We start from the raw sequence: 15,229 nt of genomic DNA on the forward strand, positions 1-15,229 counted from the left end.
GGAACGGGGCTGGCCCTCTCCCGCAGGAGTGAAAAAATGGAAAAGTTCGAAAAAGTCCACGGGGTGGCCGCCCCAATGCCTTTGATCAACATCGACACCGATATGATCATTCCCAAGGTCCACCTGAAAACCATCAAACGGTCGGGCCTTGGCGTCGTCCTCTTCGACGAGATGCGCTATAACGATGACGGCAGCGAAAAGCCCGATTTCGTGCTGAACAAACCTGCCTATCGCGAGGCTGAAATTCTGGTCGCGGGCGACAACTTCGGCTGCGGATCATCGCGCGAACACGCACCGTGGGCGATCAAGGATTTCGGCATCAAGTCGGTCATCTCGACCAGCTTCGCCGACATCTTTTTCAACAACTGCTTCAAGAACGGTATCCTGCCGATCGTGGTCACCCCCGACCAGCATGAGGTTCTGATGCAGGACGCGCACAAGGGCGAGAACGCGCGAATGACGGTCGATCTGGAAACTCAGGAAATCACCACGTCTGACGGCGCGGTCATCAAGTTTGACATCGATCCGCACCGAAAACACTGCCTTCTGAACGGGCTGGATGACATCGGGCTGACGATGAAAAAGGCGGAACATATCGCAAAATTCGAATCAGAAGCGGCCCAATCCCGTCCCTGGGTGTAAGACTGACCCTACGTTAACCACAAAGGCCGCCCTGCGCGGCCTTTGTTCATTTGGGGCCGAATTTTACACAACCACAAAATGTAGTGCAAAATTATGAACACACGTCGAATTTGAGTCACCATTGATGCATTGCGGCACCACTCTTGCCATCTTTTTGCCTCAAATCATGTGTTTGTTGCCCTAGTGTCTTGAGAGGGATGTCTGTTGTCGGCACAAATATGCCTATAAGAGGCATCCGCTTTGCAAAGCGGGCACAAGTTGGAACAAGGGTGCGGCAAAGAACCGGCCTGTCCAGTTTGAAGGGATTCGGATAGTGTTTGCACGCACAACAGGGGCGGCGATACGTGGGTTGCTTGTGGCGCTTTTGGTGCTCACACCTGCGTTGTACCTGCCTGGTTCAGCTTCGAATGCGACAGAGATCGTGGTGTTCCTCGCGATTCTCGCATTTGTACTGACGTTTGCCGAATACAACTCCGCCTTTCCCAGCTTCATCGAATTCCGTGATGCGCCGCCTTTGAACCGGCTGCGGTTCGTCGGCCTGATGTCGATGGTCACCTTCCTGACATTGGTCTGCAAACACGTCTACGCGCCCACAGGATTGACCACCTTGTTTGCCGGTGTCGGCATACTGATCTCGAATGTCGTCGATTTCCCCTATTCGCCCGTGCGTCTGGTGGTCTTGATGCTGCCGCCGGATGCCAGTTCCGGTCTGGTCAATCTGGTGCGGATGTCGGCGGGAATCGCCTATATCGCCGCGCTGGTCACCGTGGCCACCTTTGCCTACGCGCTGCGCTTTCGCGGCTGGCCCCTGGGCAACGGCGCCTTCAACGTTTGGGTGAACCTTCCTCTTTTCGACCCGACAACCGGCGGCGATGTCGTCACCCGGTTGCAACGCGACGGTCGGCTCAACGTCACGGTGGGCGTGCTGCTGCCCTTCCTTATTCCGGCAGTGATCAAGCTGGCGTCCGATGTCATCGACCCGATTTCGCTGGGCAATCCGCAAACCCTGATCTGGACCATGAGCGCCTGGGCCTTTCTGCCCGCCAGCATCATCATGCGAGGCATGGCCATGATGCGAATCGCCGGCCTGATCGAGGAAAAACGCCGCCGCGCCTATTCCACCGCCGAGGCCGCCCAGACCGCATGATCCGGGCCGTTCTGCTGCTTCTGCTGTTGCCATCGCTGGCACAGGCAGATGTTTTGCGTATCGCAACCTACAACACCGAACTCAGCCGCAAGGGCCCTGGCCTGTTGCTGCGCGACATTCAACGAAGCGACCCGCAAGTCACGGATGTTGTCACGGTGATTTCAACCGTTTCGCCGGATGTGATTGCCCTGCAAGGTATCGACTGGGACCATGACGGTTTGGCCCTGAACGCCCTGGCAGACCTGCTCAGCAAGGCAGGTATCGACTATCCCCACCGCTATTCCAGCCAACCCAATAGCGGCATCGAAACCGCCCTCGACCTTGACGGCGACGGCCGCACCTTTGGCCCCGGTGACGCGCAGGGTTGGGGCGAGTTTTCCGGGCAAGGCGGTCTGGCCGTCCTGTCCCGTTACCCGATCATAAACGAGGCGGTCGTTGAATTCACCAACCTCCTGTGGCGCGACCTGCCCGGCGCGCAACTGCCGCAGACGGCTTCGGGTCCCTTCCCCACGGCAGAGGCACAGGCGCAACAACGCCTGTCTTCCACCGCGCATTGGGCGATTCCAATCGATGCGCCAGCGGGTCGGTTTCATCTGATGACCTTCCATGCCTCACCGCCGGTCTTCGACGGCCCCGAAGATCGCAACGGCCTTCGCAACCGTGACGAAATCCGGCTGTGGCAAGCCTATCTGGACGGCGCGCTTGGCCCTGCCCATGCTACGAAATTCGTCCTCGCCGGTGATGCAAATCTTGACCCGCACGACAGCGATGGTCGCACCGAGACCGTCCGCACCCTGCTGTCCGACCCACGCCTGCAAGACCCCGCTCCACAAAGCGCCGGTGCTGCGCGTGCCGGAAACCAGAACCACCGCTCGCCTGACGCACATGACACAGTGGACTGGCCCGGGATCGGTCGCTTTCGCGTCGATTACGTCTTGCCATCCTCGGACTGGTCGGTGGCAGATGCCGGGGTGTATTGGCCCGCCCCCGATGTGGACGGGCATGAGGCCGCGTCACGCGCCAGCCGTCACCGGCTGGTCTGGGTGGATCTCTTGGCCGAGTAGTCCCGCCGGGACCGCCGATGCCAGCGCGGTCGTGAAATCGGTTTGTACAAATGGGCCAACTAGGGTCTCAAAATGCGTACAATCCAGACAATTCGGCGTGTTCCACAAGTACCGCATCTCGATCAGGTGCCGCGCCATTGGCCAGAACGGCTGCGCCAGTTCAAGCGGCCACCACGACATTTCCTTTACCGAAACCGGTCGCCTCAGAACCCGCGACAACCCCTCGGCAATGTCTCGCCCGGTCACTGTGAACCCTGCAAAAGGCACCTCCGCGAACCGCGGCAATTCACCCCGGATTTCCGCCAAGGCAACGGCTGCACGGGCAAGATCGGGCAGATAGGCCCAGGCGTGCGGTATGTCCGGATCGCCGGGATAGACGAATTTGCCCTTTGCCAAAGGCTTGATCATGACCTGATCGAACCAGTTGCCCGAAGCTTCGGTGTCGATGAAATCCCCTGCCCGCAACAGGATCGTACGCACGGTCGAGGCGCGATAGGCCTCTTCCATTTGCCTGCGAATTCGTCCCAGTGGATTGGTCGCCAGATGTGGTGTCGCGCCCGACCACGGCCCCGGCGTATCTGCACCGAAGACATAAACATTTCCCGGCACAATCACCGTCGAACCGCTGAGTTTCGCAGCCTCGATCACCTTTGCATGAAGGGGGACAACCTGCTTGGCCCACTCTGTATAGGGCGGGTTCCAGGCGTTTACGATCACATCCGCACCTTGTGCTGCAATCAGCAAGTCGTCTGACTTTCGGTCAAATCCGCGCACGGTCCAGCCAGCCTTTGCAAACGCCAATACAGCATTTCGGCCAAACCGTCCCGAGGCCCCGAGAACAAGTACTGTCTGTGTCATGAATATTCTCCTCTTCTCGGGGACAAGATACCCATTCGATCACGTTATTGAATTGCAGAAAAACGCAGATCATGTATTCATTTCTGAATGGATAAGTCGCTCATTTCCGCTGACTGGTCCCTGATTCAAAGCTTTCTGGCTGTCGTCGAAACCGGTTCCCTGTCTGCCGCAGCCCGAAATCTGAACAGCAGCCAACCAACTCTGGGCCGTCAGATTCAGGCTCTGGAGCAATCCCTGGGCGTGTCGCTGTTCCACCGGCACACCCGTGGTCTGAGGCTGAGCGATACTGGCGCACAACTGTTACCCATGGCAATCCGGATGCGCGATGCCATGCAGGAGATTTCACTGATCACCGCAGGCGAAGCAAAGAGCCTCGCAGGTACGGTCAGGATCACAGCCTCGGTCTTTGCCTCGCACCACAACCTTCCGCCAATCCTTGCCCGCATCCGAGAGTTGGAGCCCGAAATTCAGTTGGAATTGGTGCCGACCGACGCCACCGAAAACCTGTTGTTTCGCGAGGCGGATATCGCCGTTCGCATGTACCCGCCCCGGCAACTCGACATTGTGGCACAGCACATCACGGATATCGAACTGGCCGCATTTGCCGCCAAATCCTATCTGAAACGCGCAGGAATGCCTGAGAAAATCGAAGATTTGATGGACCATGATCTCGTCGGGCTGGATGCGGACGAGGCGATCATCACCACGATGCGAGAAATGGGATGGCCTGCCACGCGCAGGATGTTCGTCGTGCGGTGCGACAACCACAGCGCTTATTGGGAACTGGTGCGCGCCGGATGCGGCATCGGCTTTACGCAGCGCTCTGTGGGACAGGCCGATCCGACAGTGCAAGAGCTGCCGTTCGATCTGCCCATCCCACCTCTGCAGGTCTGGCTGGCCGCGCCGCAAGCCATGCGGCAAACCCCCCGCATTCGCCGTGTATGGCACCTGTTGGCGGAGGGTTTGCTTGGGTTGAACCGTTAGGCCGGAAGCGGGCCAGTATGAGTTCCGCGTGGTGGATAGTTGTTATCCAGCGCGTATTTGATGCCACCCTTGATATCCGCCACGGACGGACGACCAAACGGTGTCGATTGCTGCCAGGCAAAATACAAAGAGCGATCCGGGGCGACATAGAAATGGCCGGGTTCGGCGAAATAGGGCGCCTCGGCGGTGCCTTCACGGCCTTTCGACATATACAGCCCCCAATCATCCCGCGCCGCCGCCAGCGGCAGACCGTGCCCGACGCGCAAGCGAGAGGTTCCGGCCTTTTCGACGGTTTGCGCCGCGCGTTCCGCCGTATCCGTGCTGAGCATGATGACTTCGACACCAAGTTCGGCAAAGTCATCCAGCGCTGCCTCCAGCTCGCCCATCTGCCGGACGCAGATCGGACAGTGCACGCCTCGATATTGAATCACCAGCGTTCCGTTTTTCCCTTTGTCCCGGTCCAAGTCGAAGCTTCCGTGCGCCACGGTTTCGATTTTCAGTTCAGGGACCGCATTTCCCGGTATCAGCATGTATTTTCCTCGTGTTTTGGCCGGATCGTCTCATTGACCCGTTGCCGCGCACACGCTAGGGCGATGGCAACGAAACGCAAGGAGACCGTTCATGCCCAACCCTTCGCTCCTCATCCTGCCCGGAGACGGAATTGGCCCGGAAGTTATGGCCGAAGTGCGCAAAATCATCGACTGGTTTGGTACAAACCGCGGTCTTCACTTTGACGTGAGCGAAGACCTGGTGGGCGGTGCAGCCTATGATGTGCACGGCAAGCCGCTGGCGGACGAGACCATGGCCAAGGCGCAGGACGTGGATGCTGTGCTGTTGGGTGCCGTAGGCGGGCCGAAATATGACGACCTGGATTTCAGTGTGAAGCCCGAACGCGGGCTGTTGCGTTTGCGCAAGGAAATGGATCTCTATTCCAACCTGCGCCCCGCCCAGTGCTTTGACGCGCTGGCCGATTTCTCGTCGCTGAAAAAGGACATCGTCGCGGGTCTCGACATCATGATCGTGCGCGAACTGACCTCAGGCGTCTATTTCGGAGAACCGCGTGGCATCTTCGAGGAAGGCAACGAGCGCGTGGGCATCAATACTCAGCGCTACACCGAAAGCGAGATCGAACGTGTTGCCCGCTCGGCCTTCGAACTGGCAATGCGCCGCAACAAGAAGGTCTGCTCTATGGAGAAGGCCAACGTGATGGAATCGGGCATTCTGTGGCGCGAGGTGGTGACCCGCGTGGCCAAAGATTATCCAGAGGTCGAATTGAGCCACATGTACGCCGACAACGGCGCCATGCAGCTGGTGCGCGCGCCGAAACAGTTTGACGTGATCCTGACCGACAACCTGTTCGGTGACATCCTGTCCGATTGCGCCGCGATGCTGACCGGCAGCCTGGGCATGCTGCCCTCGGCGTCGCTGGGCGCCCCCATGGCCAATGGCCGCCCCAAGGCGCTTTACGAGCCCGTACACGGCTCGGCCCCTGACATCGCAGGTCAGGGTAAGGCCAACCCCATCGCCTGTATCCTGAGCTTCGCCATGGCGCTGCGCTACAGTTTTGATCATGGGGCCGAGGCTGACCGTCTGGAAGCGGCGGTTGAAAAGGTGCTAGCCGATGGTGTTCGCACCGGCGATCTGCTGGCCGATGAAGGCGTCAAACCGGTGTCGACCACGGAAATGGGCGCTGCCATCATCGCCGCGTTGGACAACAGCCTGTAATTTCTACTGGCCTGCGGCGGATGTTTCTGCCGCAGGCTCTGCAACCGGGCTGTGCGGCTGGTAGTGCGCCACCCGCTCGGCATGATGCAGTATCCTGTCAAGCCAGCGCATCGCGTCGGTATGCGCAAAGACCTCTTCCAGAGAATAAAGCCCTGCATGTTCCCCCAGCATCATCGCGCGGCGGTGGCGCTTGGCCCGACGCTGGACAAGCGCTTGCAAGCGCAGCAGGCGGACCGCGACCGTCGGAGACGCCAGATCGCCGGCCGCCAGCGACAGCGCCACGCCTGCAGCCAAGCCGGGTCTGCGCAACAGGCGGTCCGACAACAGCGTTTCCATCCGGCCTCTCTGTCCGGCCCGGCGCAACAGACGGTCCAGATGATCAATTTGATGAAGCAAGGCGGCAAAGGCTTCTTCTTCGGCCGCTCGCCCTTCGGTGAGACGAATGGCGGCAAGGTATTTCCTCAACTCCTCCAACGCGTCAGCGCATACGCCAAGAGCCGCGAGAGGGCGCAAATCCGGTTCGGGCTGCAGAGCCGATCCGATTGCAGTGAACAACCGCGCCGCAATGGACGAAACGGCTGTCTGCGCCGCGAGAATGGCGGTACCCGGATCGCTGAGCAGCCGTTCGTCAAGGTCGATCAGACGCTCCCGCTTGTCGGGCAGAATGCGCGCAACCAGACCAGAAAACTGGCGTGTTATCGGTAGGAACAACGCTGTTCCGGCCAGATTGAACCCGGTGTGGAAAACCAGGAGCGAGGTCATTTCGTCGGTTGACGCCGCGATATGCTCCAGATTCGTACGGAACAGGAACAATAACGGAAACGCGATCACGGATGTCGCAATGTTGAAGATCAGGTTGGCAATCGCCGTTTGCCGCATCGGAACCGATCCACCCAGAGAGGCAAGCAGGGCGGTGAACGTGGTGCCGATGTTCATGCCGATGACAAGGCTGGCCGCCTGGATCATCGAAATCGCCCCCGCCGACAGCATCACCAGCGACAAGGCCATCGCGGCGCTTGAGGATTGCATGAGAATGGTGATGGCTGCACCTGCTCCCACCAGCGTCAGCAACCCCAGAAAGGTTGCACCCGGCAGCATGGCAGGCGTCACGGTCTCGGTCAGATCGCCCATTCCCGTCTGCATCAGTTCCAACCCGACGAGCAGCAGGCACAGGCCGGACAACACCCGCCCGAACCGGGCCACCGGCCCATGTGCCAGCAAATCGACCAGCGCGGCCGGGAACAGCAAGGCCAAGGCCACGTTGCCCAGTTTGAGCTTGAAGCCCAGAACGGAGACCAGCCAGCCGGTCGCGGTCGTGCCGATATTGGCGCCGTAGATCACGCCCATAGCTTCGGGCATCGTCAGCAAGCCGGCCCCCACGAAACCGACTGTCATGACCGTCGTCGCGCTAGAGGATTGCACAACAGCAGTCGTCGTCGCCCCCGTCAGCACGCCGCGCAAAGGTGTGGTGGTAAACGTCGTAAGAATGCGGCGCAAACGACTGCCAGCAGCCTCGCGCAAGGCGTTGGTCATGATTTCCATGCCCACAAGGAACATGCCAACGCCACCAACCAGATAGAATAAATTCCCGTTCATGCCAGACCCTCGATTGAGCCTACCGTCTGACAATTGCCGCCTTCCGGCAAGAGAGGCAATTTCCCGAGCTACTATCAGAATCCCTCTTGCAACTGTATGCCCGCGAGTATAGATCACCCGCCACGGTCGGAGTGTAGCTCAGCCTGGTAGAGCACTGTCTTCGGGAGGCAGGGGCCGGAGGTTCGAATCCTCTCACTCCGACCAATAAAACAAGGCCTCTGACTGGGCCTTTTTTGTTTTCCGGTTTGTTGTTAACTTGCCCCTTTTTTTGACCGTCATCGGCGTCAAGGAGCCTTTTGAGACGGTTTTCCAAGCATATGCTGTAATCGAGACCAGATTGCGTTTAAGCCCACCATTGGTCGATTGCGGCAATGTCCTCATCGGACCAGCCGAAATGATGGGCGAACTCGTGAATTACGACATGGGCGATCAACTCGTCCAGTTCGACGTCACCACGCTCACGCCACTCAGTCAGAATGGGTTGACGGAAGAGCCAGACGGAATCTGCTGGTAGCGCCACATCGGAAAACGATTTCTCGGTCATCGGTATCCCCTCGTAGAGCCCAGTCAACTCAAGGGGGTCAGCGATACTCAGTTCATTCAAAATGTCGGGCGTCGGCCAATCGGAGATGCGCAGGATGACGGCCTCGGCTGCGGGACGGAACGCCATTGGCAGCGAGGCGATGGTATCACGGGCGATCTTCTCAAAGTGGTCGAGGTCGTTTTGCATGCCACGGATATGGCATCTGGGAGCGGCACAGTGAAGCATGAAACACAATGTGGCAAAACCAAGCGCCGTAGTTGGCCGCTCTGCTTGGGTTTTGGCCGTCGTTCAATAACCCATCTGGCTGCTGTCCAAGGGATCATGACCAGGTGCCACCAACAAGGTTGGCCATCGCAGCACAGACCTTTACAACGGCTTGGCATTTTAAAACGGAGACTCGGCACCTTCTCAATCCGCCGTCGATCCTTCGGTATCGCGGCGGGCGTGCATACGGGCCTTGACGATGCGACCCACGAAAAGCGGCAAGATGAAACCTGCGATAGCAACCGCCCACAGGGCAATCGACAATCCGCTGTCGACCAGCGTCCAGTAGTCCCCGTTCGAGATCGTAACCGCGCGACGCAAGTTGTTTTCCATCGTGTTGCCCAGCAGCGTCCCCAGAATCACCGGCACCAGCGGCACATCAAGCTTACGCAAGACCCAGCCCATCACACCAAAGCCAATCATGACCAACAAGTCGAATGATGAACCCGAGATTCCGTAGATACCAACGAAACTAACCATCGCCACGATCGGCATCAGAATACGCGGTGGCACCATGAGTACGCGGGTAAACAGCCCGACCATTGGTATGTTCATGGCCAGAAGCATAAAGTTTGCAATGAAAAGTGCGGCGATCAGCCCCCAGACAACATCCGGGTTCTGTGAGAACAGCAACGGGCCAGGCGTGATATTGAGCGAAAGAAGAACGGCTAGCAACACCGCCGTGGTACCAGATCCCGGCACACCCAACGCCAGCATGGGCACCAGCGCGCCACCGGCGGCGGCATTGTTTCCCGCTTCGGGCGCGGCCACCCCTCGCGGGTCGCCTGTGCCGAAGCTGTTTTTCCGGTCGACCAACCGCTTTTCCATCGAGTAGGAGATGAAAGACCCAAGCGATGCCCCCGCACCCGGCAAAACGCCCGCGATAAACCCCAGACCGGATGCCCGCAGCATGGTGGCAAAGGTCGATTTCAACATGCTCCACGAGGGCGTCAATCGACCCACCTGAACTTTTTTTCTATCGGCGTCGGCCTCGCCGTGGCGATGTTCGAGGAAGATAAAGACCTCTGACAAGGCGAACAGCCCGACGATGGCAACAAGAAAGTCGAGGCCATCATAGAGATGCACCTCGCCGAAAGTCAGCCGCGGCACGCCAGTCTGGGTATCTACCCCGATCACGGCAAGACCAAGCCCTAGCATCGCGGCAAAGGCAGATTTCGCCTGATTGGTTGACGACACGCCTCCTAGCGTCGCGAAGGCCAGTACGAACAGCGCGAAATATTCGGCGGGGCCGAAGAGCAGGGCAAACTTGACCAGTTGCGGCGCCAGCAGGATGAGGCCCCAGGTGGCCAGAAATGCGCCGACAAAGCTTGCCACACCAGATAACGAAAGCGCTTCGCCCGCCTGTCCCTTCAACGCCATCGGATGGCCGTCCAGGCACGTCATCATCGCTGGCTCATCTCCGGGTATATTGAGAAGGATCGAGGAAATCCGGCCTCCATACATGGCCCCGTAGTAGACCGAGGTGAGCAGGATCAGCGAAGGCGTAGCCCCTAGCCCAAGCGTGAAAGCCAAGGGAATGAGGATGGCGACGCCGTTCGAGGGGCCAAGCCCCGGCAAAGCGCCCATCATAGTCCCCAGAAACGTGCCAAGCAGGGCAAGCGCGAGGTTCTGGAGGGAAAGTGCGGTGGCAAAGCCGTCGCCGAGCGAGGCAAGAATGTCCATCAGAGTATCCCTTTCTCAGAATCCGAGCGGACCGCGTGCAAGCGACAGTCCAAGAATGAGTTTGAATACGACGTAAATGCCGACCGAGGTCAAAACGCCGACCAGAACCGCCTGCAGTGGCCCGGTTCCAAGCCGCCAGGTCAGGTAGGTGGCAGCCAATGCAGTGGCGATGACAAAGCCCAGAGAGCCAAGCAATTCTGCATAGAGAACCATCACCACAACAGCGGCAAAGATCTCGGCCAGCCGCGCGAGGCTTGGCCACTCCGGCTCGGCATCGGGGCGCAGTAAAATAGCAAGCGAGGACAGGCCCAGGATCACGGCAATTGCGAGCGGAAAGGTTTTCGGCCCGACGGCGTCCGACAGAAAGCTTTCTTCAATCTGCAGCGTCGCCCATGCATAGAACAGTGCCAGACAAATGCCGAAGGCTCCGAAAATGCGATCGCTCATGCGGTTCTCCCTGAATTGGGTGCGCGGCAGGGCACGGCCCCGCCACGGCACGTGGTTAAAGCGTTATTTGATGATTCCGATGTCGCGCGAGATCTGCTGGATCTGCACCACGGAGTCGGACACGAAGGCTTGGAAATCGGCCCCTTGCAGGTCAAGCGGGGCCAGACCGTTGGCTGCCATCACCTCTTTCCACTCGTCCGAAGCGTAGAGGGTCCCGATCTTCTCGACCCATTCTCCATAGGCCTCGTCGGACATGCCACCGGGCGCATAGAAACCACGCCAGTTGGCGCCAATTGCATCAATGCCCTGTTCCTTCGCCGTCGGGAAATCCGCGAATTCGCCTGTCAAACGTTCAGGACTTAGCACCGCGATAACGCGGATATCGCCTGAATCGACGAACCCCTTGGCCTCTGAGATATCACCGGTGAAGGCCTGAACCGAACCGGCAAGCAACTGTGTCACTGCCTCACCACCGCCGTCAAAGGCAATGTATTTCACGCTGCGCACATCGTCGATCCCATAGGCGTTTGCGGCGATCAGTACTTTCAGGTGATCCCAGCCTCCCACGGCTGAACCGCCTGCAATCGACACACTGGTCGGGTCCGCCTTGATCTGGTCTAGCAGCTCGGGAAGCGTCTGAACTGGACTGTCCTTGGACACCGCGATCACGCCGTAATCGGCACCGATCGAGGCCAGCCAGCGCACCTGATCCATTGTGTTGCCGGGATAGGCCCCTTGTGCCAGGCGGGTTGCCGTAGCCGACGAGGCCGCAACGATCAGCTCGTTGTCATCGCCACGCTTGTTGACCACCTCGGCAAAAGCCACGCCGCCGCCGCCGCCAGCCAGATTGACCACCTGCATCGTCTTGTCGATCAGCCCGAGATCCTGAAGCGATTTGCCCACTTGCCGGCAGGTGAAATCCCATCCTCCGCCGGGGTTGGCTGGCGCGATGCATTCCTGCGCCGCGGCGCCGGTAGCAAGGCCAAGACCCGCAGCCGCAATGGCCGCGCGAACCAGATTTAATGCCATAACATTTCTCCTCTGTGGTCTCCGGCTCATCTCCTCAGCCGAAGTTCCCGAGCACAATACAGGTTGAAGCTGTCACCAACCTGTCACATCCTTTTCGAAAGGAAGGAGGGCGGATGCGGGTTCTGCTGGTCGAAGATTCCGAGGATTTGGCCGAGGCAACCCAACGGCGGTTGTCGCGTTCGGGGATGGCCTGTGATCTGGCGGCGAACCTGGCCGATGCGCGGGCCTGTTTCGAGGTTCAATCCTATGATGCCGTCATATTGGATATAAATCTGCCCGACGGCGCCGGAACAGATCTCTTGAGCGAAATGCGGCGCGCCGGGCAGGTCGTCCCGGTATTGATGCTGACAGCGCAGTTCTCTGTCGATGACAAGCTGTCGGCCTTCAGCCTTGGAGCTGACGATTATCTGGTGAAACCCTTTGATCATCGCGAACTGGAAGCACGGCTTCACGCAATCCTGCGCCGCGAACAGGCTGACAGATCAGCCGAACAGATTGTGGGGGAGCTGAGCTATAACGCGACGTCCGGCATCGCCACGCTTGCCGGTCGGCCCCTTGATCTGACCCGGCGTGAGTTCTCACTACTGGGGCTTCTGGTTAAGAACCGCGGGCAGGTTCTGTCAAAAGAGCGGCTGATCGATGGGCTTTACGCCTTTGATGATGCGGCGCCAGGGGTGAACGCCATCGAGCTTTACGTGGCGCGCCTGCGCAAACGGCTGGCTGGCGGCAATGTCGAGATTCAAACCCTGCGCGGGCTTGGCTACAAACTGGACGCGACTGACGCTGTGGAAGAGCGCGATCGGATTCCATGACCAAACCTGCCCGCACCACTCCGTCCCTGTCGCTATCGGCCCGTTTGGTAATCGGTTTGACCGGGCTCTTGATCATCGGGGGCGTGGTCCTTTCAATGGCGGCCTTTGCCTATGGCCGTGCGGCGGCGCGAGAGGCCTATGACAGGTTGCTGATGGGTGCCGCCAATGACATTGCAGCCTCGGTCTCGGTTATTGACGGCCTGCCCATCGTCGATCTGCCGGTTTCGGCATTTGAACTTCTGGCCCTCGCGTCCGACGATCGCGTCGCCTATCAGCTGCGCGGCCCGGATGGCCAAGTGCTGACGGGTTACGACAGCCTTCCACTTCCGCCCGACAATGCGCCGGATACGGTTATGTATGATGCTGAGATCAGCGGCGAGGCGGCTCGGTTCATCAGGGTGACGAGAAGGTTTGCCGAACGCCGCTTTTCCGGGCAGATCGAAATTGTCGTCGGACAAACGATGCTTGCCCGCAACGAACTGGCATTCGACATCACACGGAATGCGCTCGGCGGGCTCGCCGTGGGCGGGTTGGCCATGCTCGCCTTTGCGGTTGTTGTCGTGCGCCGGTCGCTGCGCCCGCTCGACCGTCTTGCCAACAGTCTGACGGCGCGAGACCCCCGCGACCTGACCCGCATCGACGCATCGGTCCCGCGTGAAGTGGACACGATGGTGCAGGCCATCAATGGTTTCATGGGCCGATTGAATCAGCAGTTCGCGACAATGAAGAACCTGATATCTGACACCGCCCACCAGCTGCGCACACCGGTTGCTGCTCTGCGTGCTCAGGCTGATCTGGCCGCGGACGAAACCGACGCGGTCCAACGCGCTCAAATCGTGGAACAGATTCATGACGGAACGGTTCGCCTCAGTCACCTGCTGGATCAGATGTTGTCGCGTGCCATGGTCATCCATCGTGGTGATGCAGCCCGCCGCGAACAAGTCGACCTGCGAGACATTGCGCTTGATATCTTCGAGGAGGGCGACTACCGCCTACTCGCACCGCAAGCCGAAATCCGGTTGGAGATCGGCGAAACGCCTGTGTTTGTCATGGCCGACGCGCTGTCCCTGACCGAGGCGGCCAAGAATCTACTTGGCAACGCACTGGCACACGGGCGCTCTCCGGTGACGATAGGCGTTCATCAGAGCGGAAAGACGGTCTGCCTTTGGGTGCAGGATTCCGGTCCAGGCCCGTCTGCTGACATCCTCAAGGCTCATGGTCAAAGATTCACAACCCGAAGCGCGCGCGGTACGGGTCTTGGCCTGTCGATTGCCCAAGCAGTGGCCAACGCTTTTGGCGGGCGGCTGGAGATGGAGGCGGGTGCGCAAGGATTCCGTGCCTCAATCGTGTTGCCCGGAAAGGTGGCCTGATGATCCGCTGTATCATCTTTGCGATCCTGCTTTGCTTCGGCTTCATGGCAAGTCCGGCAGGCGCGCAAGAAGACGTTCGCATGTTTGGCCCACCTGATGCCGTAATCAGCCTTACCCTTCGCACGACAACCGACATTTCGATTTTTGCGCCAACCATCACCGATTTTCTTGCCACACGACCGGATCTGTCGATCCGATATGAACAATGGGGATCAAACGAACTTTACACCCAGACGGCACGCGATTGCTCTATTGGAGCGGCGGGAGCCGATATTGTGATCAGCTCCGGCGTTCATCAGGTTGTGAAGCTGGTCAACGACAACTGCGCAGCAACCTGGATGTCTCCGGAAACCCGTTCCCTGCCAGAATCGCTGCGCTGGCGTGACCAGGTCTGGGGCATTTCACGTGAACCGGCGGTGATGGTCTATAATCGGGATCTGGTGCCACCGGACGAGGTCCCGCGCACCCGTTTCGATCTGCTAGATCTGCTGAGGCCGGACGGATCGCCCTATGCCGGGCGAGTCGCCACTTATGACATTGAATCCTCCGGGCTTGGATATCTATTTGCCTACATGGATTCGCAAGAGGCGACGAGTTTTGGCGGGTTGCTGGAAGCCTTTGCAAGATCCGGCGCCGTCGCAACCTGCTGTTCGGCCGAGATCATTTCAGGCGTGAGCAACGGTGATTATCTGGTCGCCTACAACGTTCTGGGGTCATACGCAGCCGAGGCTGCGACCGCTGACCCCACACTCGGCATCGTCGCACCGGAAGACTACACGCTGATCCTGTCACGGGCTGCTATCCTGCCAGGAAGCCAGCCCAGCCCACACGCCACAGCGTTTTTGGATTACATACTGTCCACAGAAGGGCAACTGATGATGACAAAATCTCATCTGGTGACCCCCTCCATGGCGCCGTTTTCCGCGGATGAGTTAGAGGAAACGACCGCCAGAACGCGATTGATACAGCTTGGACCACCACTCCTTGTTGCTATGGACCGGATGAAATCAGCCCAATTCCTGTCACGATGGCAACAGGCACTATCCCGTTGATCGACCGAGCAT

At 59.2% G+C, this 15,229-nt stretch carries 15 protein-coding genes and 1 tRNA gene; 9 read left to right on the forward strand and 7 right to left on the reverse strand.

Translation table 11 applies throughout. From position 1 onward, the window contains the following. Window positions 1-36: 36 nt before the first annotated feature. The 3 genes from leuD to AC2FLX_RS04370 all read left to right on the forward strand — a co-directional run bounded on the left by leuD (window position 37) and on the right by AC2FLX_RS04370 (window position 2,853). Window positions 37-642, forward strand: a complete 606-nt coding sequence (leuD, locus tag AC2FLX_RS04360) for a 3-isopropylmalate dehydratase small subunit (RefSeq protein ID WP_480750632.1) — start codon at window positions 37-39, stop codon at window positions 640-642. 313 nt (window positions 643-955) lie between these two features. Then, window positions 956-1,789 (forward strand): hypothetical protein, encoded by an 834-nt coding sequence (locus AC2FLX_RS04365; protein WP_480750633.1) that lies wholly within the window; start codon window positions 956-958, stop codon window positions 1,787-1,789. Beyond that, window positions 1,786-2,853 carry an endonuclease/exonuclease/phosphatase family protein gene (locus AC2FLX_RS04370; RefSeq protein ID WP_480750634.1) on the forward strand — a complete coding sequence of 356 codons (1,068 nt, stop codon included), beginning with the start codon at window positions 1,786-1,788 and terminating at the stop codon, window positions 2,851-2,853. The genes AC2FLX_RS04365 and AC2FLX_RS04370 overlap by 4 nt, the downstream gene beginning before the upstream one ends. Here the strand turns inward: AC2FLX_RS04370 and AC2FLX_RS04375 are convergent. After that, window positions 2,803-3,711 (reverse strand): Rossmann-fold NAD(P)-binding domain-containing protein, encoded by a 909-nt coding sequence (locus AC2FLX_RS04375; RefSeq protein ID WP_480750635.1) that lies wholly within the window; start codon window positions 3,709-3,711, stop codon window positions 2,803-2,805. The two genes, AC2FLX_RS04370 and AC2FLX_RS04375, sit on opposite strands and share 51 nt — an antisense overlap. 87 nt (window positions 3,712-3,798) lie before the next feature. Here AC2FLX_RS04375 and AC2FLX_RS04380 point away from each other — a divergent pair, with 87 nt between their 5' ends. Continuing rightward, window positions 3,799-4,695 (forward strand): LysR family transcriptional regulator, encoded by an 897-nt coding sequence (locus AC2FLX_RS04380; protein ID WP_496810284.1) that lies wholly within the window; start codon window positions 3,799-3,801, stop codon window positions 4,693-4,695. On the opposite strand, the gene AC2FLX_RS04385 is transcribed toward AC2FLX_RS04380, so the two are convergent. After that, a complete protein-coding gene (locus tag AC2FLX_RS04385) occupies window positions 4,692-5,225 on the reverse strand; it encodes a redoxin domain-containing protein (RefSeq protein WP_496746017.1) in 534 nt (177 codons plus the stop codon). The two genes, AC2FLX_RS04380 and AC2FLX_RS04385, sit on opposite strands and share 4 nt — an antisense overlap. Window positions 5,226-5,316: 91 nt before the next feature. Here AC2FLX_RS04385 and leuB point away from each other — a divergent pair, with 91 nt between their 5' ends. Further along, on the forward strand, window positions 5,317-6,420 hold the full coding sequence (gene leuB / locus AC2FLX_RS04390; protein WP_496810285.1) for a 3-isopropylmalate dehydrogenase: 1,104 nt from the start codon (window positions 5,317-5,319) through the stop codon (window positions 6,418-6,420). Window positions 6,421-6,423: 3 nt separating this feature from the next. On the opposite strand, the gene AC2FLX_RS04395 is transcribed toward leuB, so the two are convergent. Then, window positions 6,424-8,016: a Na/Pi cotransporter family protein gene (locus tag AC2FLX_RS04395; protein WP_480750639.1), complete on the reverse strand. Its 1,593-nt coding sequence runs from the start codon at window positions 8,014-8,016 to the stop codon at window positions 6,424-6,426. A gap of 127 nt (window positions 8,017-8,143) precedes the next feature. Here AC2FLX_RS04395 and AC2FLX_RS04400 point away from each other — a divergent pair. Beyond that, window positions 8,144-8,220 (forward strand) — tRNA-Pro (locus AC2FLX_RS04400). Window positions 8,221-8,359: 139 nt separating this feature from the next. On the opposite strand, the gene AC2FLX_RS04405 is transcribed toward AC2FLX_RS04400, so the two are convergent. The 4 genes from AC2FLX_RS04405 to AC2FLX_RS04420 form a co-directional block, all read right to left on the reverse strand. Further along, a complete protein-coding gene (locus AC2FLX_RS04405; RefSeq protein ID WP_480750650.1) occupies window positions 8,360-8,746 on the reverse strand; it encodes a metallopeptidase family protein in 387 nt (128 codons plus the stop codon). A gap of 222 nt (window positions 8,747-8,968) precedes the next feature. Beyond that, a complete protein-coding gene (locus AC2FLX_RS04410; protein WP_480750651.1) occupies window positions 8,969-10,507 on the reverse strand; it encodes a tripartite tricarboxylate transporter permease in 1,539 nt (512 codons plus the stop codon). Between the two features lie 15 nt (window positions 10,508-10,522). Continuing rightward, complete coding sequence (locus tag AC2FLX_RS04415) at window positions 10,523-10,954, reverse strand: tripartite tricarboxylate transporter TctB family protein (RefSeq protein ID WP_480750652.1); 432 nt, start codon at window positions 10,952-10,954, stop codon at window positions 10,523-10,525. A 63-nt stretch (window positions 10,955-11,017) separates the two neighbouring features. After that, window positions 11,018-11,983, reverse strand: a complete 966-nt coding sequence (locus AC2FLX_RS04420; protein WP_480750653.1) for a Bug family tripartite tricarboxylate transporter substrate binding protein — start codon at window positions 11,981-11,983, stop codon at window positions 11,018-11,020. A 113-nt stretch (window positions 11,984-12,096) separates the two neighbouring features. Between AC2FLX_RS04420 and AC2FLX_RS04425 the strand changes: the two genes are divergently transcribed. The 3 genes from AC2FLX_RS04425 to AC2FLX_RS04435 are packed head-to-tail and all read left to right on the forward strand — an operon-like array spanning window position 12,097 to window position 15,217. Further along, on the forward strand, window positions 12,097-12,795 hold the full coding sequence (locus AC2FLX_RS04425; protein WP_480750654.1) for a response regulator: 699 nt from the start codon (window positions 12,097-12,099) through the stop codon (window positions 12,793-12,795). After that, complete coding sequence (locus tag AC2FLX_RS04430; protein ID WP_496746011.1) at window positions 12,792-14,165, forward strand: sensor histidine kinase; 1,374 nt, start codon at window positions 12,792-12,794, stop codon at window positions 14,163-14,165. The genes AC2FLX_RS04425 and AC2FLX_RS04430 overlap by 4 nt, the downstream gene beginning before the upstream one ends. Further along, complete coding sequence (locus AC2FLX_RS04435) at window positions 14,165-15,217, forward strand: ABC transporter substrate-binding protein (RefSeq protein ID WP_496810286.1); 1,053 nt, start codon at window positions 14,165-14,167, stop codon at window positions 15,215-15,217. The genes AC2FLX_RS04430 and AC2FLX_RS04435 overlap by 1 nt, the downstream gene beginning before the upstream one ends. Window positions 15,218-15,229: the final 12 nt, after the last annotated feature.

This window comes from Ruegeria sp. YKSF57, from assembly GCF_059612585.1.

Coding starts and splice junctions, on each gene's coding strand:
- leuD (WP_480750632.1), top strand. CDS start 37: ATGGAAAAGTTCGAAAAAGTCCACGGGGTGGCCGCCCCAATGCCTTTG.
- AC2FLX_RS04370 (WP_480750634.1), top strand. CDS start 1,786: ATGATCCGGGCCGTTCTGCTGCTTCTGCTGTTGCCATCGCTGGCACAG.
- AC2FLX_RS04375 (WP_480750635.1), bottom strand. CDS start 3,711: ATGACACAGACAGTACTTGTTCTCGGGGCCTCGGGACGGTTTGGCCGA.
- AC2FLX_RS04380 (WP_496810284.1), top strand. CDS start 3,799: ATGGATAAGTCGCTCATTTCCGCTGACTGGTCCCTGATTCAAAGCTTT.
- AC2FLX_RS04385 (WP_496746017.1), bottom strand. CDS start 5,225: ATGCTGATACCGGGAAATGCGGTCCCTGAACTGAAAATCGAAACCGTG.
- leuB (WP_496810285.1), top strand. CDS start 5,317: ATGCCCAACCCTTCGCTCCTCATCCTGCCCGGAGACGGAATTGGCCCG.
- AC2FLX_RS04395 (WP_480750639.1), bottom strand. CDS start 8,016: ATGAACGGGAATTTATTCTATCTGGTTGGTGGCGTTGGCATGTTCCTT.
- AC2FLX_RS04405 (WP_480750650.1), bottom strand. CDS start 8,746: ATGCAAAACGACCTCGACCACTTTGAGAAGATCGCCCGTGATACCATC.
- AC2FLX_RS04410 (WP_480750651.1), bottom strand. CDS start 10,507: ATGGACATTCTTGCCTCGCTCGGCGACGGCTTTGCCACCGCACTTTCC.
- AC2FLX_RS04415 (WP_480750652.1), bottom strand. CDS start 10,954: ATGAGCGATCGCATTTTCGGAGCCTTCGGCATTTGTCTGGCACTGTTC.
- AC2FLX_RS04420 (WP_480750653.1), bottom strand. CDS start 11,983: ATGGCATTAAATCTGGTTCGCGCGGCCATTGCGGCTGCGGGTCTTGGC.
- AC2FLX_RS04425 (WP_480750654.1), top strand. CDS start 12,097: ATGCGGGTTCTGCTGGTCGAAGATTCCGAGGATTTGGCCGAGGCAACC.
- AC2FLX_RS04430 (WP_496746011.1), top strand. CDS start 12,792: ATGACCAAACCTGCCCGCACCACTCCGTCCCTGTCGCTATCGGCCCGT.
- AC2FLX_RS04435 (WP_496810286.1), top strand. CDS start 14,165: ATGATCCGCTGTATCATCTTTGCGATCCTGCTTTGCTTCGGCTTCATG.